At 66.0% G+C, this 25,675-nt stretch carries 24 protein-coding genes; 6 read left to right on the top strand and 18 right to left on the bottom strand.

Annotated features, from left to right (window positions below; translation table 11 throughout):
• The first annotated feature begins 76 nt into the window (after positions 1–76).
• Positions 77–2,560, top strand: coding sequence for a glycogen/starch/alpha-glucan phosphorylase (locus tag ACGLHS_RS26135; protein WP_394484530.1), 2,484 nt, complete (start codon positions 77–79; stop codon positions 2,558–2,560).
• Between the two features lie 129 nt (positions 2,561–2,689).
• Here the strand turns inward: ACGLHS_RS26135 and ACGLHS_RS26140 are convergent, their stop codons facing one another.
• The 4 genes from ACGLHS_RS26140 to ACGLHS_RS26155 all read right to left on the bottom strand — a co-directional run bounded on the left by ACGLHS_RS26140 (position 2,690) and on the right by ACGLHS_RS26155 (position 5,430).
• Positions 2,690–3,160, bottom strand: coding sequence for a biopolymer transporter ExbD (locus ACGLHS_RS26140; protein ID WP_093246307.1), 471 nt, complete (start codon positions 3,158–3,160; stop codon positions 2,690–2,692).
• A gap of 40 nt (positions 3,161–3,200) precedes the next feature.
• Positions 3,201–3,896 (bottom strand): MotA/TolQ/ExbB proton channel family protein, encoded by a 696-nt coding sequence (locus ACGLHS_RS26145; protein WP_093246308.1) that lies wholly within the window; start codon positions 3,894–3,896, stop codon positions 3,201–3,203.
• A gap of 31 nt (positions 3,897–3,927) precedes the next feature.
• A complete protein-coding gene (gene dapB, locus ACGLHS_RS26150) occupies positions 3,928–4,773 on the bottom strand; it encodes a 4-hydroxy-tetrahydrodipicolinate reductase (RefSeq protein WP_394484533.1) in 846 nt (281 codons plus the stop codon).
• A gap of 93 nt (positions 4,774–4,866) precedes the next feature.
• The gene (locus ACGLHS_RS26155) at positions 4,867–5,430 is read right to left on the bottom strand and encodes an outer membrane protein assembly factor BamE (protein WP_093246310.1); all 564 of its coding nucleotides are present in this window, start codon (positions 5,428–5,430) and stop codon (positions 4,867–4,869) included.
• Between the two features lie 90 nt (positions 5,431–5,520).
• Here ACGLHS_RS26155 and fur point away from each other — a divergent pair, with 90 nt between their 5' ends.
• A complete protein-coding gene (gene fur, locus ACGLHS_RS26160) occupies positions 5,521–5,940 on the top strand; it encodes a ferric iron uptake transcriptional regulator (RefSeq protein WP_056584276.1) in 420 nt (139 codons plus the stop codon).
• A gap of 36 nt (positions 5,941–5,976) precedes the next feature.
• Here fur and hprK read toward each other — a convergent pair whose 3' ends face one another.
• From hprK to ACGLHS_RS26180, 4 genes are all read right to left on the bottom strand, one after another.
• Positions 5,977–6,930 (bottom strand): HPr(Ser) kinase/phosphatase, encoded by a 954-nt coding sequence (gene hprK / locus ACGLHS_RS26165; protein ID WP_093246311.1) that lies wholly within the window; start codon positions 6,928–6,930, stop codon positions 5,977–5,979.
• 99 nt (positions 6,931–7,029) lie between these two features.
• A complete protein-coding gene (locus ACGLHS_RS26170) occupies positions 7,030–7,497 on the bottom strand; it encodes a PTS sugar transporter subunit IIA (protein ID WP_093127334.1) in 468 nt (155 codons plus the stop codon).
• Positions 7,498–7,686: 189 nt separating this feature from the next.
• Positions 7,687–8,016: a ribosome hibernation-promoting factor, HPF/YfiA family gene (gene hpf / locus ACGLHS_RS26175; RefSeq protein WP_093246312.1), complete on the bottom strand. Its 330-nt coding sequence runs from the start codon at positions 8,014–8,016 to the stop codon at positions 7,687–7,689.
• A 339-nt stretch (positions 8,017–8,355) separates the two neighbouring features.
• On the bottom strand, positions 8,356–10,473 hold the full coding sequence (locus ACGLHS_RS26180; protein ID WP_394484537.1) for an ATP-dependent helicase: 2,118 nt from the start codon (positions 10,471–10,473) through the stop codon (positions 8,356–8,358).
• A 220-nt stretch (positions 10,474–10,693) separates the two neighbouring features.
• On the opposite strand from ACGLHS_RS26180, the gene corA reads away from it, so the two are divergent.
• Positions 10,694–11,680, top strand: coding sequence for a magnesium/cobalt transporter CorA (gene corA / locus ACGLHS_RS26185; RefSeq protein WP_093246314.1), 987 nt, complete (start codon positions 10,694–10,696; stop codon positions 11,678–11,680).
• Between the two features lie 115 nt (positions 11,681–11,795).
• Complete coding sequence (locus ACGLHS_RS26190) at positions 11,796–12,557, top strand: YoaK family protein (RefSeq protein ID WP_394484539.1); 762 nt, start codon at positions 11,796–11,798, stop codon at positions 12,555–12,557.
• A gap of 10 nt (positions 12,558–12,567) precedes the next feature.
• Here the strand turns inward: ACGLHS_RS26190 and ACGLHS_RS26195 are convergent, their stop codons facing one another.
• From ACGLHS_RS26195 to ACGLHS_RS26240, 10 genes are all read right to left on the bottom strand, one after another.
• On the bottom strand, positions 12,568–13,341 hold the full coding sequence (locus ACGLHS_RS26195) for a 5'-methylthioadenosine/adenosylhomocysteine nucleosidase (protein ID WP_394484541.1): 774 nt from the start codon (positions 13,339–13,341) through the stop codon (positions 12,568–12,570).
• A gap of 13 nt (positions 13,342–13,354) precedes the next feature.
• Positions 13,355–14,986, bottom strand: a complete 1,632-nt coding sequence (locus tag ACGLHS_RS26200) for an ABC transporter substrate-binding protein (protein ID WP_093246317.1) — start codon at positions 14,984–14,986, stop codon at positions 13,355–13,357.
• A 36-nt stretch (positions 14,987–15,022) separates the two neighbouring features.
• Entirely contained in the window at positions 15,023–16,057 is a 1,035-nt protein-coding gene (locus ACGLHS_RS26205; RefSeq protein ID WP_394484543.1) for a dipeptide ABC transporter ATP-binding protein, read from the bottom strand.
• Entirely contained in the window at positions 16,054–17,079 is a 1,026-nt protein-coding gene (locus ACGLHS_RS26210) for an ABC transporter ATP-binding protein (protein ID WP_394484545.1), read from the bottom strand. Before ACGLHS_RS26210 ends, ACGLHS_RS26205 begins: the two co-directional genes overlap by 4 nt.
• A gap of 118 nt (positions 17,080–17,197) precedes the next feature.
• Positions 17,198–18,100, bottom strand: a complete 903-nt coding sequence (locus ACGLHS_RS26215; RefSeq protein WP_093246320.1) for an ABC transporter permease subunit — start codon at positions 18,098–18,100, stop codon at positions 17,198–17,200.
• A gap of 4 nt (positions 18,101–18,104) precedes the next feature.
• Entirely contained in the window at positions 18,105–19,109 is a 1,005-nt protein-coding gene (locus tag ACGLHS_RS26220) for an ABC transporter permease subunit (RefSeq protein ID WP_093246321.1), read from the bottom strand.
• 51 nt (positions 19,110–19,160) lie between these two features.
• Positions 19,161–20,840: a long-chain-fatty-acid--CoA ligase gene (locus tag ACGLHS_RS26225; RefSeq protein ID WP_093246322.1), complete on the bottom strand. Its 1,680-nt coding sequence runs from the start codon at positions 20,838–20,840 to the stop codon at positions 19,161–19,163.
• 100 nt (positions 20,841–20,940) lie between these two features.
• Entirely contained in the window at positions 20,941–22,440 is a 1,500-nt protein-coding gene (locus ACGLHS_RS26230) for an NAD(P)(+) transhydrogenase (Re/Si-specific) subunit beta (protein WP_394484548.1), read from the bottom strand.
• On the bottom strand, positions 22,437–22,775 hold the full coding sequence (locus tag ACGLHS_RS26235; protein WP_093246324.1) for an NAD(P) transhydrogenase subunit alpha: 339 nt from the start codon (positions 22,773–22,775) through the stop codon (positions 22,437–22,439). The genes ACGLHS_RS26230 and ACGLHS_RS26235 overlap by 4 nt, the downstream gene beginning before the upstream one ends.
• Positions 22,776–22,801: 26 nt before the next feature.
• On the bottom strand, positions 22,802–23,932 hold the full coding sequence (locus tag ACGLHS_RS26240; protein WP_394484550.1) for a Re/Si-specific NAD(P)(+) transhydrogenase subunit alpha: 1,131 nt from the start codon (positions 23,930–23,932) through the stop codon (positions 22,802–22,804).
• 441 nt (positions 23,933–24,373) lie between these two features.
• On the opposite strand from ACGLHS_RS26240, the gene ACGLHS_RS26245 reads away from it, so the two are divergent.
• Both ACGLHS_RS26245 and ACGLHS_RS26250 read left to right on the top strand, forming a co-directional pair.
• Positions 24,374–25,087, top strand: a complete 714-nt coding sequence (locus ACGLHS_RS26245; RefSeq protein WP_394484552.1) for a response regulator transcription factor — start codon at positions 24,374–24,376, stop codon at positions 25,085–25,087.
• 151 nt (positions 25,088–25,238) lie between these two features.
• Positions 25,239–25,673 (top strand): DUF4019 domain-containing protein, encoded by a 435-nt coding sequence (locus tag ACGLHS_RS26250; RefSeq protein WP_394484554.1) that lies wholly within the window; start codon positions 25,239–25,241, stop codon positions 25,671–25,673.
• The last annotated feature ends 2 nt before the right edge of the window (positions 25,674–25,675 follow it).

The following is a 25,675-nucleotide window of genomic DNA, read 5'->3' on the forward strand; positions in this document are numbered from 1 at the left end:
GGCGAAGCCGGTTCCACAGTGTTCTCGCGAAGACCTCTCGACTGCCAACCTGATCACTCACACCAGAGCGCCCACCATGACGATCAAAGACTTTGCCTACGACCACCCCGACCGCGACGTCGCGGCCTTCAAGCGCGCCGTGGCCAACAAGCTGATCTACGCGGTCGGCAAGGACCCTGTCGCCGCCAGCCAGGACGACTGGCTCAATGCCACCTCACAGGCCGTGCGCGACCAGCTGGTCGAGCGCTGGATGATGACCACGCGCGCCAACTACGCGCAGGACCTGAAGCGCGTCTACTACCTCTCGATGGAGTTCCTGATCGGGCGCACCTTCACCAATGCGCTGCTCGCGGTCGACCTGTACGACACGGTGCGCGAAGCGCTGGCCGACTTCGGCGTCGACATGTCGGCACTGGCCGAGCGCGAGCCCGATGCGGCATTGGGCAACGGTGGCCTGGGCCGGCTCGCCGCCTGCTTTCTCGATTCGATGGCCACGCTGGGCGTGCCGGGCATGGGCTATGGCATCCGTTATGAATACGGCATGTTCCGCCAGCGCATCGTCAACGGCCAGCAGGTGGAAACGCCCGACTACTGGCTCACGCGCGGCAACCCATGGGAGTTCCAGCGGCCCGAGGTCAACTACCGCGTGCGCTTCGGCGGTCACGTGCAAAAGCGCGAAGGCACCAACGCCCCCTATGGCGCGGCCGACTGGGTCGACACGCACGACGTGCTGGCCGTGGCCTACGACACCATCATTCCGGGCTACGGCACGCAGGCCACCAACACGCTGCGGCTGTGGTCGGCGCGCGCCACCGAAGAGATCGACCTCTCGGCCTTCAATCGCGGCAACTACATGGGCGCGGTGGAGAGCAAGAACCAGTCGGAGAACGTCTCGCGCGTGCTCTACCCCGACGACTCCACGCCCTCGGGCCGCGAGCTGCGGCTGCACCAGGAGTATTTTTTCTGCAGCGCGAGCGTGCAGGACCTGCTGCGCCGCTACCTGCGCAACCACAAGACCTTCGACCAGCTCTCCGAGAAGGTCAGCATCCACCTGAACGACACGCACCCGGTGCTCGCGGTGCCCGAGCTGATGCGCCTGCTGCTCGACGAGCACGGCCTGGCGTGGGACGTGGCCTGGGCGCACACGCAGAAGGTGTTCAGCTACACCAACCACACGCTGATGCACGAGGCACTGGAGACCTGGCCGGTCGAGATGCTCGGCCGCATATTGCCGCGGCACCTGCAGATCATCTACGACATCAACGCGAAGTTTCTTGCCACGGTGACGCAGAAGCTGGGCAACGACGTCGAGCTGATGCGCCGGCTGTCGCTGGTCGACGAAGCGGGCGAGCGGCGCGTGCGCATGGCCTACGTGGCGGTGCTGGCGAGCCATTCGATCAACGGCGTGTCGGGGCTGCATTCGGAGCTGATGAAGCAGTCGATCTTCTCGGACTTCGCGAAGATCTTTCCCGAGCGCTTCAACAACAAGACCAACGGCGTCACGCCGCGCCGCTGGCTGGCGCAGGCCAACCCGCCACTGGCCGCGCTGCTCGACCAGCGCATCGGCAAGGGCTGGCGGCGCGACCTGTCGCAGCTCGAGGCGCTCAGGCCCATGGCCGCGCAGCCGGCCTTCGTGCGCGCGTTTCGCCATGCCAAGCGCGAGAACAAGCTGCGGCTGGCCAACTGGGTCGAGCAGCACCTGAAGATCGACATCGACACGGATGCGATGTTCGACGTGCAGGTCAAGCGCATCCACGAATACAAGCGGCAACTGCTCAACGTGCTGCACGTAGTGGCGCGCTACCACCGCATCCTCGATGCGCACGCGGCGGGCACGCCCATCGACATCGTGCCGCGCGTGGTAGTGTTCGCGGGCAAGGCGGCCTCGGCCTACGCGATGGCCAAGCTGGTGATCCGGCTCATCAACGACGTGGCGGACACCATCAACGCCGACGCGCGCGTGGGCAAGCTGCTGAAGGTGGTGTTCCTGCCGAACTACAGCGTGAGCCTGGCCGAGGTCATCATGCCGGCGGCCGACCTGTCGGAGCAGATCTCCACCGCGGGCACCGAGGCCTCGGGCACCGGCAACATGAAGTTCGCGCTGAATGGCGCGCTCACCATCGGCACGCTCGACGGCGCCAATGTGGAGATGCGCGAGAACGTGGGGCCGGAGAACATCTTCATCTTCGGCAACACGACGCCCGAGGTGGCGGACATCCGCGCGCGGGGCTACCAACCGCGCGACATCTACGAAGACAACGCGGAGCTCAAGCGCGTGCTCGATGCGATCCGCGACGGCGCGTTCTCGGCGGGCGAGCCCGCGCGCTACCAGGGCATCTACGACGCGCTGGTGAACTGGGGCGACCACTATCTGCTGCTGGCGGACTATGCGAGCTACGTGGCGAAGCAGGCCGAAGTGGATGCGCTGTACCGCGACTCGGATGCGTGGACGCGGATGGCGGTGCTGAATGTGGCGGGGATGGGGGCGTTTTCATCGGACCGCACGATCGCGCAGTACGCGCATGAGATCTGGCATACCAAGCCGGTGGTGCTGGGTTGAATCTTCGGTATTTCTCCCTCCCCTCCCGGGGGAGGGCTGGGGTGGGGGCAAGCGGCGCTCATTGAGGGCGCTCTGCCTGCCCCCATCCCAACCTTCCCCCAGAGGGGGAAGGAGCAAGACAAGGCAGGGTCAGCGCGGCTTCTGCGGCGCCGCTTCCGCCTCGGTCACGAACCCGATGCGGCTCAGTCCCGCCTTGTTCGCAATGCCCATCAGCGTGACCACCTTGCCGTAGGGCACGGTCTGGTCCGCGCGCAACTGCACCTCGGTGTCCTTGCTGTCGGCGGCGGCCTTCTCCAGCCGCGTCGCCAGTTCCTCGTCGGTCACGGGCTGGTCGTTGAGGAACACCTTGCCCGAGGCATCGACCGAAAGGCTCACGAACTTGGGCGCGTCGTTGGGCTGGCCCGCATCGGTCTGCGGCAGGTCGAGCTTGATCGAGCTGGCCATCAGCGGCGCGGTGATGATGAAGATCACCAGCAACACCAGCATCACGTCGACCAGCGGCGTCACGTTGATATCGGACAGCGGCCTCTGCGCGCCCGCGCCCATCGCTCGCCCGCCGCCGCCAGCACTGCTGCCCAGGGAAGTGCGACCGAAGGCCATGATGTTCTGCGTGGGTTGTTGTGTCTTGCCGGGGGTCGGGTCAGACCGGCATCGGCCGCGCGGGCGGCGGCGCGGCCGGCTTCGGGGCTTCGCCGAAGCTGCCGAGCAGGTCGTGCGCGAAGCCTTCGAGCTCGGCCTCGATGCGGCCGATGACGCGGCCGAACACGTTGTAGGCCAGCACGGCCGGAATGGCGACCGCCAGGCCAAAGGCCGTCATGACCAGCGCCTCGCCGACCGGGCCGGCCACCTTGTCGATGGTGAAGCCGCCGGTCTGGCCCGCGATGCCCGACAACGCGCCATAGATGCCCCAGACCGTGCCCAGCAGCCCGACGAAGGGGGCGGTGGCGCCGACCGTGGCAAGAAGAATCTGGCCGGCCTGCAGGCGCCGCAGCGCGGCATGCAGCGCATCGCGCAGGACGCGGGTCAGCCGCTGGTTGCGGTCGACCGTGGCACCCAGCGTGCCGTCGGGCGCACCGCCAGCCACGCTCCGGATGGCCGACACGGCGGGCGACACCAGCGTCGCGCGGTCGAAGGCCTTGAGCTTCTGCTCGGCGTCGGCAAGCGTGGACGACTGCCAGAACGCGGCGATGCTGCGCAGCACGTCGCGCGTGCCGCCGCGCAGCAACCAGGCCTTCCAGAGAATCACGACCCAGCTCGAGATCGACATCGCCAGCAGCAGCGCGGCCACCGCGCGGCTGACGCCGTCGCCGTGGGCCAGGAGATCCAGAACGCTCATCGGCGGTCCTTTGTCGGGCGTCTTGCGCGGATCAGCGCAGGCCGAGCACGTCGTACATGTCGAACAGGCCCGATTTCCGGCCTGCCAGGAAACGCACCGCGCGCAGGGCGCCCTGCGCGTAGGTGACGCGGCTCGACGACTTGTGGGTGATCTCGATGCGCTCGCCGATGCCGGCGAACAGCACGGTGTGGTCGCCCACGATGTCGCCACCGCGGATGGCCGAGAAGCCGATGGTCGAGGGGTCGCGCTCGCCCGTGATGCCCTCGCGGGCATAGACGGCGCATTCCTTCAGGTCGCGGCCCAGGGCGTCGGCGATCACTTCGCCCATCTTGAGCGCGGTGCCCGAGGGCGCGTCGACCTTGTGGCGGTGGTGCGCCTCGATGATCTCGATGTCGTAGCCGGTGGCCATCGCCTTGGCCGCCATTTCGAGCAGCTTGAAGGTGACGTTGACGCCCACGCTCATATTGGGCGCCATCATGATCGCGACGTCCTTGGCGATCTCGGCGATCTCGGCCTTTTGCGCGTCGCTGAAGCCGGTGGTGCCGATCACGGCCTGCACGCCCAGTTCGCGGCAGACCGCCAGGTGCGCGAGCGTGCCTTCGGGGCGGGTGAAGTCGATCAGCACCTGCGCGTCTTTCAGGCCGGCGCGCAGGTCGGAGACGATGGACACGCCGCTGTCGAAACCCAGGAAGGCGCCGGCATCGGTGCCGAGGGCCGGGTTGCCGGCGATGTCGAGCGCGCCTGCGAGGCGGCAGTCGGGCGCGTTGCGCACGGCCTCGATCAGCATGTGGCCCATGCGGCCCGAAGCCCCGGCGATCGCGATGCGATGCGATGCGGGGGCGGAAGAAGAGGAGGAAGAGGAAATGGATTCAGTCACGCGGATTCAGTCTTCAGAATGGCCACTGGGATACATGGACACGGGACGGACGCCGCCTGACTCGGCGGGCGCCGCCCGCTGCTGCTGGTGCGCTCAGCGCGTGGCTTCGAGCGGGGGGTAGGCTGCGGGCAGCGGCGGCAGGTTGGCCGAAGCGGCGCCATCGGCCTTGTCGCTCTTGTCGTCCTTGGCGGGCGCGTATTTCTTCAGCGCGTCTTCGGAGGCTTCGAGCGGCGGCACCTTGCCGGTTTTCTTGCGGGTGTCGAGCGTGGCGACGAAGTCTTCTTCGCTGGGCATTTCGTCGCCCTCGAAGCGGTCCATCAGTTCGCCGTTGAAGAACACGGTCAGGTGGCGCTCTTGCGGGTCGACGCCCTGGCGGCGGATCGTGAAGACGTAGTCCCAGCGGTTGGCGTGGAACACGTCGCTCAGCAGCGAAGTGCCGAGAACTTCACGCACCTGCTGGCGGGACATGCCGGGCTTGAGCGCCGCGACCTGTTCCTTCGACACGAAATTGCCCTGCACCACTTCGACTTTGTAAGGGGTGATGGCCGACAGTGCGCCACGCGTGCTATCGCTGAAACTGCTGCAGGCACCCAGGAGAAGCGTCGCGGTGACGGCAGCAACCAGCAGCCAGGGACGGCGTTGGAGAATGGCAGGCATGGGAGGAAAGGGGGGTAGCGATATGATCGGCCATTGTAGCGGCTGACCCTTTTCAGGGCCTTTGCCGCAGCCCCGGGCGCAGGAACCAACATGGCCAATATCGACGAACTCAAGAACACCGGCCTGAAGGCCACATTGCCACGCCTGAAGATTCTTGAAATCTTCCAGACCGGCAGCCAGCGGCACATGACGGCCGAAGACGTGTTTCGCGTGCTGCTGAACGAGCATTCCGACATCGGCCTGGCCACGGTGTACCGGGTGCTGACGCAGTTCGAGCAGGCCGGCATCCTCGAGCGCAGCCATTTCGAGAGCGGCAAGGCGGTCTACGAACTGAACGAAGGCACGCACCACGACCACCTGATCTGCACCTCGTGCGGCAAGGTCGAGGAGTTCTACGACGCCGAGATCGAACGCCGCCAGCAGATGATCGCCAAGGACAAGGGCTGGATCCTGCAGGACCACGCCATGTCGCTCTACGGCCTTTGCGGCGACTGTGTAAAGAAGCGCTGATTCAGGGGGCGCTGCGGCGCTCCCGGCAGGCCGTGTTCAGTCCTGCCCGGTTTCCATCGCCTTGTGGTGGCGCGCCACGAAGTCCGCATAGGTGTCGATGCCCCGCAGCTGCAGGATCGAGTTGCGCACGGCCGCCTCGACCAGCACGGCGATATTCCGCCCCGCCACCACCTGGATGATGACCTTGCGCACCGGGATGCCCAGCACGTCCTGCGTGAGCGGCGCCGAAGGCATGCGCTCGTAGTCGCGCTCGAAGCTGTCGCGCCGCACGAGGTGCACGATGAGCTTCAGGCGCATCTTCCGGCGCACCGCCGTCTCACCGAAGATCGCGCGGATGTCCAGCAGGCCGATGCCGCGCACTTCGAGCAGGTTCAGCAGCAGGTCGGGGCAGCGCCCTTCGATGGTGTTCTGGTTGATGCGGTACAGGTCGACCGCGTCGTCGGCCACGAGGCCGTTGCCGCGCGAGATCAGCTCCAGGCCCAGCTCGCTCTTGCCCAGGCCCGACTCGCCCGTGATCATCACGCCCATGCCCAGGATGTCCATGAACACGCCGTGCATCGAGGTGCGCTCGGCGAAGTGCTTGGACAGGTAGGCGCGCAGCAGGTCGATCACGAAGGCCGACGATTCGCGCGTGGCAAACAGCGGCAGTTGGGCGCGTTCGCAGATCGACAGCAGCTCGTCGGGCGCGGCCTGGCCGTCGGCCAGCACCAGCATCGGCGGCTCCAGCGTGACGATGCGGGCAATGCGGCGGGCGCAGTCTTCGAGGCTGCCGCGCGTCAGGTAGGCCACCTCGCGGGCGCCCAGGATCTGCACGCGGTACGGGTGGATGTAATTGAGGTAACCGACCAGGTCGGCAGCCGACTGGGCGCGGCTGATGACTTCGGGGTCGAACTGGCGCTCCGAGGCACCGAGCCCGGCGAGCCATTCCCAGCGGAGCGACCCACGGAACTCCTCGAACATGGCATCGGCGCTGATGACGGTCGGCTTCATGCGTTCAGGAGGCGGCGCTCACACGCCGGCATTTTCTTGTGATGGACGAAGGCAGCAGCAGCGCAGCTTATCAGCAGCTGCGAGTGCCAACGCATGCGCTCAGGCGACTTGGGTGGATTGCCAGCCGGCGATGAGGCCGTGGAGCGCGGCGGCATCGGTGCTGGACTTGATCTGTTCGCGCAGGCTGGCATCGCTCAGCAGCTCGGCGATTTCAGAGAGGATTTCGAGGTGCTTCTGCGTGGCCGCTTCGGGCACCAGCAGGAAGATCAGCAGTGCCACGGGCTGTTCGTCCGGGGCGTCGAAGCCGATCGGGTTGGCCAGCTGGAACACGGCGGCCATCGGTGCCTTCAGGCCCTTGATGCGGCCATGCGGAATGGCGACACCATGGCCCAGACCGGTGGAGCCGAGGCGCTCGCGCGCAAACAGGCTGTCGGTGATGAGGGCACGGCCCAGACCGTGAAGGCTTTCGAACAGCAGGCCGGCTTCTTCAAAAGCGCGTTTTTTGCTGGTGGCGTCAACGCTCACGAGCACTTGAGCGGGCGGCAGGATGGACGCGAGGCGATTCATGGTGGGTGCAGAGCGGGGGCGATTATGCACCCGCTTGGTAAAAACCCCCAGTCCCCCTATTTACTTTTTGTCTACATGTTGCCCAGAGGCCTCGTACGCCTCGAAGGGACTTGCAAAGCCCCACCACAACAGTCGGAAAACAAAAGGCCGCCCGAAGGCGGCCTGAGGCGTGAACCCTGGGGGTCTTGCTTACATCAAGCGCTTGGGTGCCGAATGATGATGGTCCTGCAGGCGGTCCTTGTGGCGCACCACCTGACGGTCGAGCTTGTCGACCAGTTCATCGACCGCGGCATAAAGATCAGCGTGGCTCGATTCCGCGAACATGTCATTGCCCTTGACGTGGATGTTGCATTCCGCCCTTTGGCGGCGTTCCTTTTCCTTCTGCTTTTCCACCGTGAGGATCACCTTGACATCGACGACCTGGTCGAAATGTCGGGTGATCCGGTCCAGCTTGCTCGTGACGTAAGTGCGCAAGGCAGGCGTGACGTCGAGGTGATGACCGCTGATCGTCAGATTCATGAATGACCTCCTGGAATTGACGTTGGGGGAAATGACCCCGCTCCGGAATGAAGCGTGGCCGGCGAAACCAATGAATCGGGGTGAATCGAGAGGAAGAGAAAGAGGGGGAAGGAGAGAGGGAAAGAAGAGGAAAGAGGGGAAGGTCGATTCACTATGCCCAAGCTGTCACGGTATTGCAATACCCGAGTTGCCCGGGGGTACGAGGCGCTCGAAACGCCTCATGATCCGCTATTCAATCCATAGCGGACAACGTCAGCGGGACAGCCGCTGCAGCATTTTGAAAGGAAGTGTTTTCACCTGCGCGCCGCGGTGACCCTGCCGCCCGCAGGGCCAGCCGCTTCAGCGCCAGGCGGCGCGCATGCGGTTGCGCAGGTCGATCACGGCGGCCGGCGGCGGCACCGCCGGGGGCAGCACCGGCGCAGGCGGCCAGGTCTGCTGCTCGAAGCCCGCGAGATCGGCGTCCGGAATGAAGCGCGTGCGGTTGGCGTACAGGTGCCGGTCGCCGCGCACGGCCTGCTGCGTGATGTGGAAGCGCTGCGGCACCAGCAGGTGCAGATGGTCGCGCGCCCGCGTCATCGCCACGTAGAGCAGGCGGCGCTCTTCTTCCAGCTCATGCGCGCTCTGCGCCACGTCGGCCGGCATGCAACCGTCGACGACGTTGAGCACGTGCACCGAACGCCACTCCTGCCCTTTGGCCGAATGGATGGTCGAGAGGATCAGGTAGTCCTCGTCGAGCAGCGGCGGCCCTGGTCGGTCGCTCGTGGCTTCGGGCGGATCGAGCGTGAGTTCGGTGAGAAAGCTCTCGCGAGAGCCATAGCCCGCCGCGAGCCGAGCGAGCTGCTCGACGTCGGCACGGCGCACGCCGGAGGTGTCTTCATAGAGCCGCTCCAGGTGCGGCAGGTACCAATCCATCGCCAGTTCCACATCGGCCGGCCACGTCAGCGAAGGCGCACGCAGCGCGGCATAGGCTTTGGCGAAGTCGCTCCATTGCGCGCGCGCCGCGGACGGCGGCACGAAATCGCTAACGGCCGCCGCGGGGTCGGCCGCCTTGTCCATTGCATCGAGCAGCCGCGTGCCGGTGGCCGGCCCAATGCCCGGAATCAGCTGCGTCACGCGAAAGCCCGCCATGCGTCCGCGCGGATTCTGCGCAAAGCGCAGCACCGCGAGCAGGTCTTTCACATGCGAGGCCTCCAGGAACTTGAGGCCACCGAATTTCACGAACGGGATGTTGCGCCGCGCCAGTTCGAGTTCGAGCGCCGCGCTGTGCGTCGAGGTGCGGAACAGCACCGCCTGCGACTTGAGCGCCAGCCCGCCCTCGCGATGCGCCAGCACCTTGTCGGCCACCCAGCGCGCCTGCCCGGCCTCGTCGGGCACGAGCACCAGCAAGGGCTTGCCGGCCGAGGGCTTGTCGGTCCAGAGCGTCTTGGCGTGCCGCTCGGCCGCATGCGCGATCACGCGGTTCGACGCGTCGAGGATCGGCTGCGTCGAGCGGTAGTTGCGCTCCAGCGTGACCACGCGCGCGGCCTGCGTGAACTGCGAGGGAAAGTCGAGGATGTTGCGCACCGTCGCGCCGCGAAACGAATAGATCGATTGCGCGTCGTCCCCCACCACCGTCACGCCCCGCCCGTCGGGCTTCAGCGCCAGCAGGATCGACGCCTGCAGCAGGTTGGTGTCCTGGTACTCGTCGACCAGCACGTGGTCGAAGCGCGCGCCGATCTGCGCGGCCAGTGCGGGCTCGGCGGCCATCTCGGCCCAGTAGAGCAGCAGGTCGTCGTAGTCGAGCACGTTCTGCTGCTGCTTGGCTTCCACGTAGGCACCGAACAGTTTCTTGAGTTCGGCCTCCCATTCGTCGCACCAGGGAAAGGACTCCTTCAGCACCTGGGCCAGCGGCGCGCGCGTGTTGACGCAGCGCGAGTAGATCGACAGGCAGGTGCCCTTGCGCGGGAAGCGGTTGACCGTCGAAGACAGGCCCTGCTCGTGCCGCACCAGCCCCATCAGGTCTTCGGCGTCGCCCCGGTCGTGGATGGTGAAGTTTTCGTCCAGGCCGATCTGCGTGGCGTACTCGCGCAGCAACCGCGCGCCGATGCCATGGAAGGTGCCGGCCCATGGCAGCGCAGGCGGCACCGCCGAGGACAAGCCCAGCACCTGCGTCAGCACCTGGCCCGCGCGGCGCCCCATTTCCTGCGCGGCACGGCGCGAGAAGGTCAGCAGCAGCAGGCGTTGCGGATCGACGCCCCCTGCGATCAGGTGCGCCACCCGGTGTGCCAGCGTGCTGGTCTTGCCGGAGCCGGCGCCTGCAATCACGAGCAGCGGGCGGTGGTCGTCGCCCACGGCCGCGCCCACGCCGTGCTCGACCGCCGCGCGCTGCGCCTCGTTGAGCGTTGCCAGCGCCGCGGCCAGGCGTTCGGACTGGCTCGTTGCGGCGGCGGAAAAAACAGGAAGCGCAGCGGTCTGCATGGGCAGGACTTTACTGTATGTCCGTCCAGTTCGACCTCGATGCAGCCCCATGGCCAGTGACATAATCGCGCCTCGCTGCAAATGGAGACTCCCCCATGGAAACCGCCCCGTCTCGGCAGCTTTCAACTCCCTTTCTGACGGCCTGATCGCTCACGTCGGGCCCGGGAATTGAAAGCGCCCCTCCCTCGCCCATCGTTCAGTCATCCCCGGGAGTGAGCCCATGCTCAACATCTTTACGCTCGCCAACGGCCGCCTTGTCCAGGAAGAGATCGAGGCCCTCGAAGAGCTCTCCAAGTTCCGGCCGATCTGGGTCGACCTCGAATCGCCCACGCTCGAAGAAAAGCGCTGGATCAAGCAGTACTACGGCCTCTCGATCCCCGAAGACGCGATGGACGAGGACATCGAGGAGTCGGCCCGCTTCTACGAAGAAGACAACGGCGAGCTGCACATCCGCTCCGACTTCTTGATCGACGACGACGAGAACCCGCGCACGGTGCGCGTCGCCTTCATCCTCAACCAGCACAACACCGACCTGCGCAGCCGCGGCGTGCTGTTCTCGATCCACGACGAAGACGTGCCCGTGTTCCGCCTGCTGCGCATGCGCGCACGCCGCGCGCCGGGGCTGATCGAAGACGCCAAGGAAGTGATGCTCAAGCTCTTCGACGCGGACGCCGAATACTCGGCCGACACGCTGGAGAACATCTATGACGAGCTCGAAGTGGCGGGCAAGAAAGTGCTGTCGGGCAACGTCAGCGACGAACTGGCCGGCGAGGTGCTCGGCGCCATCGCGCGGCAGGAAGACTTGAACGGCCGCATCCGCCGCAACGTGATGGACACGCGCCGCGCGGTCAGCTTCATGATGCGCAGCAAGATGCTCAACGCCGAGCAGTTCGAAGAAGCCCGGCAGATCCTGCGCGACATCGAATCGCTGGACAACCACACGGCGTTCCTGTTCGACAAGATCAACTTCCTGATGGATGCGACCGTCGGTTTCATCAACATCAACCAGAACAAGACCATCAAGATCTTCTCGGTGGCCAGCGTCGCGCTGCTGCCGCCCACGCTGATCGCGAGCATCTACGGCATGAACTTCAAGTTCATGCCCGAGCTGGACTGGGCCATGGGCTACCCCTATGCCATCGTACTGATGGCAGCCAGCGCGCTGGTGCCGATGTGGTATTTCCGCCGGCGCGGCTGGCTGAAGTAACGCAACGCACACGCTGCCGCGCGGCCACGGCGCGCGGGGGCCGGAGGGCGGCCGGATACCGGGTGCTAGAGTCGCTCACAGCAGGCGCCAGCCGGCCGGCGCCACCGGAGAGCCCGTGCGCAGACTTCGCTTCCTCACCAACCGCCATCGCGCGCCGTCCACCAACAGCGCGCTCGGCCTTCTGCTGGCGTTCAACGCGGGCGCCGTCAACGCAGGCGGCTTCCTCGTGCTGCACATGTACACCTCGCACATGACCGGCTTCGCCTCGCAGCTGGCCGACGGCATGGTGCTGGGCAATGTCACGCTGTTGCTGAACGCGCTGGGCGCGATCCTCGCGTTCCTGACTGGCGCCGCGGCCTGCGCCGTGCTGGTTAACTGGGGCCGGCAGCATCGCCTGCACGGCGTCTACGCCCTGCCCCTCGTGCTCGAAGCGGCGCTGATGTTTCCGTTCGGGCTCATGGGCGCCATCACCCTGACCTGGGCCACGCCGTTCGCGGTGCCGCTCACCGTGCTGCTGCTGTCGTTCATCATGGGCCTGCAGAACGCGGTGGCGTCGAAGACCTCGGGCGGCAGCATCCGCACGACCCACATGACCGGCAACATCACCGACATGGGAATCGAGCTGGGCAAGATGCTCTACTGGAACCGGCGCGCAACTGCGTCGTCGCAGACGGCGGTGCGCCACGATCGCGGCCGACTGCGCAGGGCCGCAGGGCTGGTCGGCATGTTCGTGCTCGGCGGGGCCGTGGGCGCGCTCGGCTTCAAGTACGTCGGCTTCATCTGCGTGGTTCCGCTGGCGGCCTTGCTGCTGGCGCTGTCGATCCCGCCGCTGCTTCGCGACCTCCCGCTGCGCCGGCTTGCGCAGTGGCGAAACTGACGCCGCCTTCTCAGGCGGCGGTGCCGCCCGTGGCAAGCCACGTGCCCACCAGCGCAAGGCTGTAGCGGCTCGCGACCTCCGCCACGAAGCGCGCGAAGTCGCCATGCGCGGCATCGTCGGCCCGATCCGAAATCGTCCGCATCGCGGCGAAAGGCACGCCGTAGTCGTGGCACACCTGCGCCATTGCCGCGCCTTCCATCTCGACCGCGAGCGCATCGGGCAGATCGCGCTGCAAGGCCGCGCTCTCTGCCGTGGTCGATACGAAGCGGTCACCGCTCACCAGCAGGCCGCGGTGCACCCTGGGCTGCCGAAGGCTGAATTCGTCGGCGGCTTGCTGGCCGACCAAGGCCACCGGGTCGCGCAACACATCGGCTGCCACTGCCGACAGCGCGTTGCCGATGGCCGCGTCGGCCGGAAAGCGCGCCATGCCCATCAGCGGAATCTCGTACTTCGGAAAGAGCGGCGAGGCGTCCATGTCGTGCTGCAGCAGCTCGGTTGCCACGACCACGTCGCCGACGTTCACGCCCGGCGCCAGTCCGCCCGCCACGCCGGTGAACACGATCGCGCGCACGCCGAAGCGCTCCAGCAGCACCGTGGCCGTGACCGCCGCCGCGACCTTGCCGATGCGCGACAGCACCGCCACCACCGGCTGGCCTTGCAGATGCCCCACCCAGAAGTCGCGCCCGGCAACCCGGACGCGCTGCTCGTCAGGCATCTTTGCGAGCAGCGCGCTCAGTTCCTCGTGCATCGCCGCCACGATGGCGACCGGTGCGGCACCGCTCATGCGGCCACGTCCATCACTTCATGTCCACGCCGTAGAAGGTGTGGCGGCCGAAGGGGCTCAGCTTGAAGTCGACCACTTCCTTGCGCACCGGCTTCAGCTGCACCGCGTGCGCGATGGTGAACCACGGCGCCTGCTCCTTGAAGATGACTTGCGCCTTCTTGTACAGCGCGTCGCGGTCGGCCTGCTTGGTCGTGCTCTTGGCCTTCACCACGAGGTCTTCATACGGCTGGTAGCAGAACTTCGACACGTTGCTGCCGCTGGCCGACTTGGCCGAGGCGCAGCCCAGCAGCGTGTAGAGGAAGTTGTCCGGGTCGCCGTTGTCGCCGGTCCAGCCCATCATGCCCATCTGGTGTTCGCCAGCCTGCAGGCGCTTGCGGTACTCGCCCCACTCGAAGCTCTTGATCTCGGCCTTCACGTTGATCTTGGCCAGGTCGGCCTGCATCAGCTCGGCGATGCGCTTGGCGTTCGGGTTGTACGGACGCTGCACGGGCATGGCCCACAGGTCGGTGGTGAAGCCATCGGGAAAGCCGGCCTGCGCCAGCAGCTTCTTGGCGGCCTCGGGGTCGTACGGGTCGTCTTTCACCGCGTCGTTGTAGGACCACATGCTCGGCGGAATCGGGTTCTTCGCGGCCACGCCGGTCGACAGGTACACGCCGTCGATGATGGCCTTCTTGTTGATCGCCATGCTGATGGCCTTGCGCACGCGCACGTCGTCGAAGGGCTTCTTCGTGGTGTTGAACGACAGGTAGCCCACGTTCAGGCCGGGCTGCTCCAGCAGCTGCACGTTCGGGTCCTTGCGGATCGCGTCGAGGTCGGCCGGGTTCGGGTACGGCATGACGTGGCATTCGCCCTTTTGCAGCTTGGCCCAGCGCACCGACGCATCGGGCGTGATCGCGAACACGAGGTCGTCGATCTTGGCCTTGCCGCCCCAGTACTGCGGGAAGGCCTTGAAGCGGATGATCGCGTCCTTCTGGTATTGCACGAGGTAGAACGGGCCGGTGCCGATCGGGTCCTGGTCGACCTTCTCGGGCGTGCCGGCCTTCAGCATGGCAATGGCGTATTCCTTCGACTGGATGCCCGCGTACTGCATCGCCAGGTTCGCAAGGAACGGCGCCTCGGCCTGGTTGAGCGTGATCTTGACGGTGTAGTCGTCGATGCGGTCCACCGACTTCAGCAGCTTGGGCATGCCCATGTCATTGAAGTACGAGTGGTTCTGGCTCGTGACCTTGAAGTAGGGGTCGCTCTCTTTCCACTGCCGCTCGATCATGAAGATGAAGTCGTCGGCGTTGAAGTCGCGCGTGGGCTTGAAGCTCTTGCTGGTGGTGTGCCACTTCACGCCCTTGCGCAGGTGGAAGGTGTAGACCGTGCCGTCGGGCGAGATGTCCCACTTCTCGGCCAGGCCCGGCACGACCTTGGTGCCGCCGCGCTCGAACTCGACGATGGTGTTGTAGACCTGCGTGGTCACGTCGAACGAAGTGCCGGTGGTGTTCATGCCCGGATAGAAATTCTCCGGGCTGCCTTCTGCGCAATACACCAGCGTCTTGGCAGACACGACGCCACAGGCCAGGGTAAGGGCCGCAAGCGCTGTCGGTGCCAGAAGCGCCAGCTTTCGTGAGCGGCGCGAAACGGTGGGCTGGGTCTTCATGTGGACTCCTTGGGACACGGTTGAAAAAGCAGGTTGCTAGGGATTCGTCGCCATCGAGATGGCGGGCGAAGGAACATCGGCGCGGACCGGGGCCGCACCGTCGAGGAACTTCTCCGAAAAGTGGCAGGCCACCAGCCGCTCGTCGAGCAAGCGCGGCAGCGGACGCTCTTCGCGGCAACGCGGCGCCACGTGCGGGCAGCGCGTGCTGAAGACACAGCCCGAGGGCGGATTCAGCGGCGACGGCAGCTCGCCCTTGAGCACGATGCGCTGGCTGCTGAGGCCGGGCGTCGAGGCCAGCAGCGCCTGCGTGTAGGGATGCAGCGGCCGCGCGAAGATGCGCGACTTGGGCCCCTGCTCCACCGCATGGCCCAGGTACATCACCAGCACGTCGTGCGCGATGTGGCGCACCACGCCGAGGTCGTGCGAGATGAAAAGGTACGCAAGGCCCAGCTCGGCCTGCAGGTCGCTCAGCAGGTTCAGCACCTGCGCCTGGATCGACACGTCGAGCGCCGACACGGGCTCGTCGGCCACGAGCAGGCGCGGCGACAACATGAGCGCGCGTGCGATCGCGATGCGCTGGCGCTGGCCGCCCGAGAACATGTGCGGATAGCGGTTGGCGTACTCGGGCCGCAGGCCCACGCGCACGAGCATCTCGCGGGCCTTCGCGGCGCGCTCCGGCTTGCCCAGCGCGGTGTTGATCGCGAGCGGGTCTTCGAGCACCGCCGAGATCTTCTTGCGCGGATTGAGCGAGCCATAGGGGTTCTGGAACACCAGTTGCACGGCCTGGCGCAGCTCGCGCTTCTGCTCCGCCGCCTGATCCACCGCGTCGGCGCCGACCAACGTGAGCTGCCCCGCCGTCGGCTTCTCGATCAGCGCGATCATCCGCGCCAGCGTCGACTTGCCGCACCCCGACTCGCCGACCACGGCCAGCGTGCGGCCGCGCTCGATGCGAAAGGAGATGTCGCCCACCGCGCGCAACTGCGAAGGCGCGCGGAACAGCCCGCGCCGGATTTCATAAGTGCGCTGGAGGTTGCGTGCCTCCACCACGACGTTGCTCGTCACTTCGCTCATTGCACGGCCTCGGCAACCGACTGGCGCGGCCTGTCGTTCTCGATGGCCGCCAACCGCCCCGGTTCGCCGAGCGGGAAGTGGCAACGCACCTCGGCCTCTTGCCACTCGCGCAGCGCCGGCCGTACATGGCAGGCGCGCTCGGTGACGTAGGCGCAACGCGGCGCGAACAGGCAACCGGCGGGCCGGTCGTGCACGCCCGGCACCATGCCGCTGATGGTGGCGAGCCGCCCCTCGGGCGCGGCGCGTTCGGGCAGCGCCGCGAGCAGCGCCTCGGTGTAGGGATGCTGCGGCGAAGCGAAGAGGCGGTCGACGCGCTGCTGCTCCATCAGCTGCCCCGCGTACATCACGGCAATGCGCTGCGCCATCTCGCTGACCACGCCCATGTTGTGCGTGATGAGCACGAGCGCCATGCCGCGCTCTTTCTGCAGGTCGCGCAGCAGGTCGAGGATCTGCGCCTGGATGGTGACGTCGAGCGCGGTGGTCGGCTCATCGGCGATCAGCAGGCGCGGGTTGCAGGCGATGGCCATCGCGATCATCACGCGCTGGTTCATGCCGCCCGAGAGCTGGTGCGGGTAGCTGCCCAGGCGCGACGACGCGGCCGGAATGCCGACCTGTTCGAGCAGCTCGGTCGCGCGCCGCTTCGCATCGCGCTTGTCGAGCTTCAGGTGCAGCCGCAGCGTTTCCATGAGCTGGAAGCCGATGGTGAAGCAGGGGTTGAGGCTCGTGGTCGGCTCCTGGAAGATCATCGCGACCTCCTTGCCGACCAGCGAGCGGCGCACCTTGTCGGAGATGCCGAGCAGCTCCTTGCCCGCGAAGCGCATGTGGTCCGCGCGCACCCGGCCGGGAAAACCGACGAGGCCCATCAGCGCCATCATCGTGACGCTCTTGCCCGAGCCCGATTCGCCGACGATGCCGAGCACTTCGCCCTCTTCGAGCCTGAGGCTCACGCCATCGACAGCATGCAGCACGCCGCCCTGTGTGGGGAACTCGACGTGCAAGTCCTTGATGTCCAGAAGGCTCATCTCTCCCCCAGTCTTCGCGCACTTCGTGTCGCTACGCCAACCCCCTCGCAGGGGTCGATACCGGCGGCCCGGCAAAGCCGGTTCCGCGGTATCCCTGGAATGAGGAAATCGATACTTTTCATCGTTTCAGCTTCGGGTCGAGCGCGTCGCGCAGCCCGTCGCCCAGCAGGTTGAAGGCCAGCACGGCCATGAGAATCGCAAGGCCGGGGAAGGTGACGACCCACCACGCGCGCAGCACGAACTCGCGCGCATCGGCCAGCATCGTTCCCCATTCGGGCGACGGCGGCTGCGCGCCGAGGCCGAGAAAGCCGAGCGCAGCCGCATCGAGGATGGCGGTCGAGATGCCGAGCGAGGCCTGCACGATCAGCGGCGCGGCGCAGTTGGGCAGCACCTCGCGGAACATCAGGCGCAGCGTGCCGGCGCCGCTGACGCGCGCGGCGGTCACGTAGTCGCGCGAGACCTCGGCGATGACGGCGGCGCGCGTGATGCGCACGTAATGCGGCAGCACCACGATCGCCACCGCGAGCATCGCGTTGACGAGGCCCGGTCCGAGGATCGCGACGATCACGATGGCGAGCAGCAGGCTCGGCAGCGTGAGCACGATGTCCATGAGCCGCATGATCGCGATCTCGAGCATGCCGCGGAAAAACCCCGCGATGAGGCCGAGCACCACGCCCGCGACCACCGACAGCGCGACCACCGCGACACCGATCGACAGCGAGAGCCGTGCGCCATGCATGAGGCGCGAAAGAATGTCGCGCCCGATCGCGTCGGTGCCCAGCAGGTAGCTGACGCTGCCGCCCTGTTGCCACGCCGGCGGCTGCAGGAAGACGGCGCTGTTGGTTTCGTTCGGCGCGTGCGGCGCGATCCATGGCGCGAACAGCGCGACGAGTAGCAGCAGGACGATGATGGCCAGCCCGATGACCGCGCCGCGGTTGGCCGAGAAGGCCGTCCAGAACTCGCGCCAAGGGCCGGGCGGTGCGGGGCTTGCGCCGGGAGAAATGATTTGTGTGGTCGCCATGCGTTCAGCGCCGGATGCGGGGGTTGATGACGCCGTAAGCCACGTCGACGAGCAGGTTGACCATCATCACGATGGCACCGAGCAGCAGCATGCCGCCCTGCAGCACCGGATAGTCGCGCCGGCCGATGGCCTCGATGAGCCACTTGCCGACGCCGGGCCAGGAGAAGATGGTTTCGGTGAGGATCGCGCCGGTGAACAGCACGCCCACCTGCAGCCCGATGACCGTCACGACCGGGATCAGCGCATTGCGCAGCGCATGCAGCCCCACCACGCGAAAGCGCGAGAGGCCCTTGGCGCGCGCGGTGCGGATGTAGTCTTCGCCGAGCACCTCGAGCATGGCCGAGCGCGTCATGCGCGCGATGACGGCGAGCGGCACGGTGCCCAGCACCACGGCCGGCAATATCAGGTGATGCAGCGCCGACCAGAAGGCGTCGGTGTCGCCGGCGCGCAGCGAGTCGATCAGCAGGAAGCCGGTGTCGGGCTCGATGTAGTACTGCACCGCGATGCGCCCCGACACAGGCGTCCATCCGAGCTGCACCGAGAAGAACAGGATCAGCAGCAGGCCCCACCAGAAGATCGGCATCGAGTAGCCGGTGAGCGATGTGGCCATGACGCCATGGTCGAAGATGGAATTGCGCCGCACCGCCGCGAGGATGCCGGCCGGCAGGCCGAGCAGCAGCGCAAAAAGAATGGCGCACACCGCGAGCTCGACAGTGGCCGGGAAGAGGGCGAGGAACTCGCTCATCACCGTGTCTTGCGTGATGAGCGACTTGCCGAGGTCGCCGTGCAGCACGCGGCCGATGTAGATGCCGTACTGCACGATCACGGGCTTGTCGAAGCCGTAGGCGGTGCGCAGTTCGGCATGGCGCGCGGGATCGATCCCGCGCTCGCCGGCCATGGTTTCTATGGGATCACCCGGCACGAGCCGGATGAGGAAGAAGGCGAGCAATGTCATGCCGATGAAGGTCGGCACCAACAGGCTCACACGGGTAAGAATGAATCGAAACATCGACCCGCGAATATGCAAGATCGATGCCGTGGCCCTACCCGGGCCGAACCCTTACTTCTTCGCGTCTCGCAACTCGCGGCGAAGGATCTTGCCGACCGGTGTCTTCGGCATGTCCGTACGAAACTCTACGATTCGCGGCTGCTTGTAACCCGTTAGGTTTGCTCTGCAATATTCGCGCACTTGGGCCTCTGTGAGCGACGGGTCTTTCTTGACGATCACGAGCTTCACGGCCTCGCCGGTCTTCTCGTCGGGCACACCGACCGCCGCGCATTCGAGCACGCCCGGAATCAGTGCCACCACGTCTTCGATCTCGTTCGGGTACACGTTGAAGCCCGACACCAGGATCATGTCCTTCTTGCGGTCGACCACCTTGAAGTAGCCGCGCTCGTCGACCACGCCGATGTCGCCGCTCTTGAAGTAGCCGTCGGGCGTCATGACCTTCGCGGTCTCGTCGGGGCGCTGCCAGTAGCCGGCCATCACCTGCGGACCCTTGATCGCGATTTCGCCGCGCTCGCCCACGGGCACTTCGTTGCCTTCGTCGTCGAGCAGCTTGAGCCAGGTGTTCGGCAGCGGCAGGCCGATGGTGCCGGTGTAGGCGGTGCTGTTGGTCGGGTTGCAGGTGGTCGACGGCGAGGTCTCCGACAGGCCGTAGCCCTCGCAGATCGAGCAGCCGGTTTTCTCGAGCCAGAGCTTGGCCACCGCGGCCTGCACGGCCATGCCGCCGCCGACCGAGATCTTGAGGTTCTTCCAGTTGACGGTGTTGAAGTCGGGGTGGTTCGCCAGGCCGTTGAACAGCGTGTTGACGGCCGGGAAGCTGTGGATGGTGTGCTTCGACAGTTCCTTGAGCACGCCCGCGATGTCGCGCGGATTCGGAATCAGGATCAGCTTGCCGCCCGTGCGCATGTTCAGCATCATGCCGACCGTGAACGCGAAGATGTGATACAGCGGCAGCGCGCACACGCTGGTGGGCTGTTCGTTGGCGGGCACCTTCTCCATGGCCGGTGCGTTCCATGCCTCGGACTGCAGCACGTTGGCGATCACGTTGCGATGCAGCAGCACCGCGCCCTTCGACACGCCCGTGGTGCCGCCGGTGTACTGCAGCACGGCCACGTCGTCGGGGCCGATGGCCACGGGCTGCGGCGCGCGGCTGGCGCCCTTGTCGAGCGCATCATTGAAGCGCACCGCGCCCGGCAGGCTGAAGTGCGGCACCAGCTTCTTGACGTTGCGCACCACGTAGTTGACGAGCGCGCCCTTGAGAAAGCCCAGGCGGTCGCCCATGGAGGCCAGCACGATGTGCTTGATCGGCGTGGCCGCGATGCATTGCTGCAGCGTCGTGCCGAAGTTCTCCATGATGATGATGGTCTTGGCGCCCGAGTCCTTGAGCTGGTGCTCGAGTTCGCGCGGCGTGTACAGCGGGTTCACGTTGACCAGGATCAGGCCGGCGCGCAAGATGCCCGCGACCGCGATCGGGTACTGCGGGCAGTTGGGCATCATCGCGGCCACGCGGTCGCCCTTGACCAGGCCGAGCCCCTGCAGATAGCCCGCGAAGGCGCGGCTCTGCTTGTCGGTCTCGGCGTAGCTGATGTCCTTGCCCATGAAGCTGTAGGCCGTGCGGTCGGCGTACTTCGTGAAGCTCTCTTCCATGAGCGCGACCAGCGAGGGGTACTGCGAAGCATCGATATCGGCGGGCACACCCTGCGGGTAGCTGCTGAGCCAGGGACGGTCGGTCATTGGTTTTGTCTCCTCCGGGAGTCGGACAGTTGAAAACGAAAACGGCGCACGAAGTGGCGCCGCCAGGAACTCGCCCGCATCGCGGGCATGGACCTTCGGCCTATTCGATGGCCTTGCCCATATCTTCTACTACTTTCTTGGCATCGCCAAAAACCATCATGGTCTTGTCCATGTAGAAGAGCTCGTTGTCCAGGCCCGCATAACCCGCGGCCATGGAGCGCTTGTTCACGATCACGGTCTTGGCCTTGTAGGCCTCAAGAATGGGCATGCCGTAGATCGGGCTGCCCTTGGTGTGGGCGGCCGGGTTCACCACGTCGTTGGCGCCCAGGATGATCGCCACGTCGGCCTGGCCGAACTCGCCGTTGATGTCTTCCATCTCGAACACCTGGTCGTAGGGCACTTCGGCTTCGGCCAGCAGCACGTTCATGTGGCCGGGCATGCGGCCCGCCACCGGGTGGATGGCGTACTTGACGGTGATGCCCTTGTCGGTGAGCTTTTGCGCCAGCTCCTTCACCGCATGCTGCGCGCGTGCCACGGCAAGGCCGTAGCCCGGCACGATGACGACCGTCTCTGCATTGCCGAGCACGAAGGCCGCGTCGTCGGCGCTGCCGGTCTTCACCGGGCGCTGTTCCTTCGCCGCGCCGCCGGCGCTGGCGGCTTCGCCACCGAAGCCGCCCAGGATCACGTTGAAGAACGAGCGGTTCATGGCCTTGCACATGATGTAGCTCAGGATCGCACCCGAGGAGCCCACCAGCGAACCGGCCACGATCAGCATCGCGTTGTTCAGGCTGAAGCCGATGCCCGCCGCCGCCCAGCCCGAGTAGCTGTTGAGCATCGACACCACCACCGGCATGTCGGCGCCGCCGATCGGGATGATGATGAGCACGCCCATCACGAAGGCCAGCGCCAGCATCGCGAAGAACGCGCCCCAGTTTTCGGTGGCCACGAACAGCAGGCCCAGCGCGATGGTCAAGAGGCCCAGCACCAGGTTCAGCATGTGCTGGCCCTTGAACTGCACCGGCGCACCCTGGAACAGGCGGAACTTGTACTTGCCAGACAGCTTGCCGAAGGCGATGACCGAGCCGCTGAAGGTGATGGCGCCGATGGCCGCACCCAGGAACAGCTCGAGCCGGTTGCCGTAGGGAATGCCGTAGCGCACGAAGCCGTCGAGGACGAGCGCGCCATCGGGCGTGGCGGCACCGATCAGCGCGGCCACGGGCGCGGCCGTGATGCCGAAGGCCCAAGGCTCGGCCACGGCAGCCACGCCGATGAACACCGCGGCCAGGCCGATCATGCTGTGCATGAAGGCGACCAGCTCGGGCATCTTGGTCATCTCGACCTTGTTGGCCATGAAGGCGCCCAGGCCACCGCCGACGACCACAGCAGCCAGCACCCAGGCGATGCCGGTACCGAAGTCGACGTTGAGCGAACGCGTCAACCCGTGGATCAGCGCGATGGTCGTCAGCACGGCGATCGCCATGCCGGTCATGCCAAAGATGTTGCCGCGGATCGAGGTGGTGGGATGGGACAGGCCCTTCAGGGCCTGGATGAAGCAGACGCTGGCAACGAGGTACAGCAGCGTGACGAGGTTCATGCTCACTTGGCGGCTCCCTCTTCTGCCTTTGCGGCGCCTGGTGCGGCCTTCTTCTCTTTCTTCTTGAACATCTCCAGCATGCGGCGGGTGACCAGGAAGCCACCGAAGACGTTCACCGCCGCCAGCGCCACGGCCAGCACGCCCATGGTCTTGCCCAGCGGCGTGGTGGTGAGTGCGGCCGCCAGCATGGCGCCCACGATGACGATGGCAGAGATCGCGTTGGTCACCGCCATCAGCGGCGTGTGCAGCGCGGGGGTGACGGTCCAGACCACGTGGTAGCCGACGTAGATCGCCAGCACGAAGATGATCAGGTTGATGACGGTATGGGAAACGGGATCCATGGCGCTTGTTCTCCTCGCGTTTTCGCTTATTTCCGGGTGACCTGGCCGTCTTGCGTGACGCGGCAGGCAGCGACGATGTCGTCCTCGAGATCGATCTTCAGCGCGCCCTCCTTGGTGACGATCAGCTTGAGAAAGTCGAGCACGTTGCGCGCGTAGAGCGCCGACGCGTCGGCCGCCACGAGCGCCGCGAGATTGGTCTCGCCCACGATGGTCACGCCATGCTTGACCACGGTCTTGTCGGCTTCCGACAGCGGGCAGTTGCCGCCCACGCCATCGGGGCCCTTGCCGGCGGCAATGTCGACGATCACCGAGCCCGGCTTCATGGCCTTGACCATGTCCTCGGTGATGAGCGTCGGCGCGGCACGGCCCGGAATGAGCGCGGTGCTGATGACGATGTCGGCCAGCGCCACGCGCTTGGCGACTTCGACCTGCTGGCGCGCAAGCCAGCTCGGGGGCATCGGCTTGGCATAACCGCCGACACCGACGGCGGCTTCTTTCTCTTCATCGGTGTCGTAGGACACCTCGATGAACTTGCCGCCGAGCGATTCGATCTGTTCCTTGACGCTGGGGCGCACGTCGGAGGCCTCGATGACAGCGCCCAGCCGCTTGGCCGTCGCAATGGCCTGCAGGCCGGCCACGCCAACGCCGAGGATGACGACGCGTGCGGCCTTCACCGTGCCGGCCGCCGTCATGAGCATCGGGAAGAAACGCTGGTATTGGTCGGCCGCGATCATCACGGCCTTGTAGCCGGCGATGTTGGCTTGCGAAGAGAGCACGTCCATGCTCTGCGCGCGCGTGGTGCGCGGCGCGGCTTCGAGGGCGAAGCCGACGACGCCGGCCGACGCCAGGCGTTGCAGCCCGCTGGCATCGAAAGGATTGAGCATGCCGATGACGACGGCGCCGGATTTGAGCAGCGCGGCTTCCGCATCGGTGGGCGTGCGCACCTTGAGGACCATGTCGGCACCGAAGGCGCCCGCCTGGTCGGTGATCTCTGCCCCTGCGGCCTGGTAGGCGGCATCGGTGACGCTGGCTGCGACGCCGGCGCCCGACTGCACGCGAACGGTGTGTCCTGAGGCCGAAAGTTTCTTCACCGTTTCAGGTGTAACGGCCACTCGGGTTTCGCCAGCCAGTGTCTCGGCAGGCACGCCTATCAGCATAGAGATCTCCTCAGGGCAAGGGGGCACACGGAATGCGGGCAGAGCTTACAGCAAGATTACAGACGCTTGCTGTCGCCAAAATGCCCCGTCGCCCTTACCCGGGAGTGCCGGTGGATGCTGCGGTCTTAGCTATCTAATTCATAGCGAATCGAGGATGCCGCCCTTCATGCGGGTGCGGATCGCGATCTTCACGATGCCCTGGTGAGATCGACTGTGGCACCGCTTGTCCAGCACTCAATTGTTGGTGACACCTCACTCAATCTTGCCCAAGAAAATCTTCATTTGTATTCAACTGACGCCAATTGTCCGCACTACTTCCTTGAAAAACTGGATTAGCGTGCATTAGTTGCAATTCACATTTCTTACGCCAGTCGCAGATAGATACACTTCAGGCAGATCGTCGGCTCAACGAGGCTGGCGCAGGGAGGAAAAGGGGATGGAATGCGAATTGCCGTACTGGACGCTGGCCCGGATCAGCTCAAGCTGATCAATCAAACCATGGTGGGACTCGGACACGAGTGCCACCTGTACACCGAAGGACGAACACTGCTGCAGGCGTTGCGCCGGCAGACCTTCGACCTGCTCATCCTGGACTGGAGCCTGCCCGACATGGCCGGGCCGGACGTCGTGAAGACCATCCGGCAGGAGCTCAAGAGCCGTCTTCCCATTCTTTTCGTGACCGACCGGCGCGACGAGGCGAACATGGTCGAAGGCCTCAATGCCGGCGCCGACGACTTCATGGCCAAGCCGATCCGTGCGGGCGAACTCGAAGCGCGCATCAAGGCCTTGCTGCGCCGGTCCTACCCGGCGCAGCACGAGTCCGAACTGGTCTTCGGCCCCTATCACTTCTATCCGCCTTCGCGCGTGCTGAAGGTCCGGGGGGCGCCGGTCGAACTGAAGAACCGGGAGTACGAACTCGCGCTCTTCCTGTTCCAGAACCTCGGGCGGCTTCTTTCGCGGGAGCATCTGCACGAGGCGGTCTGGGGCCTGGGCATCGAAGCGCTGTCGCGGTCGCTCGACACCCACATTTCGCGCCTGCGAACCAAGCTCGACCTGCGGCCGGCAAACGGCTTCCTTCTGCTGGCCATCTATGGCCTGGGGTACCGGCTGGAAACGATCGAGTCGGACGCGCTTCCCAAGACCAGTACGCGGTAACCAAGGCCTCCCGTTGCCGAGGCACGCAGCAGCCTCCCGCCTGCCCCGGCCTTCGCGGGAATCTCCCTCGCGCTAAAGTCTCCAACGGTTCTGCCGCCCGGAGACCATTCATCGGGCACCCCGCGACCTCCCCTCACAAGGAACAAGACGAATGCCCCGAATGATCCGGTTTCTGCTCGCCGCCGCGCTGCTTTGGAGTTGGTTCGGCCCTGCCGCCGCCCAGGACGTCGAGCCCAGCGACATGGTTCGAGGCGGCATGCAGGCGATCCAGATGATCGACCAGGGAAGGGCCGGCGAACTCTGGGACGGCGCCACCGCCGCCACCCGCAAGCGCGCGACGCGCGCCGACTTCATGAGCAAGGTCACTGGCAACCGCGCCTCGCTCGGCGCACCGCGGCAGCGCGTCTGGGTGGCCATCAACCGCCAGGTGGTGACCGACCCTGACAGCGACACGGCCGGCCAGTACGTCAGCGTCGAATACGAAACCCGCTTCACCAACAAGCCCGAGAACACCCTGCGTGAACTCGTGAGCTTTCACCTCGACAGCGACCGCGTCTGGCGCTTCAGCGGCTACGTGCTGCGGTAGCC

It is taken from the genome of Variovorax sp. VaC1, assembly GCF_043658315.1.
Classification (GTDB): Bacteria; Pseudomonadota; Gammaproteobacteria; order Burkholderiales; family Burkholderiaceae_C; genus Variovorax.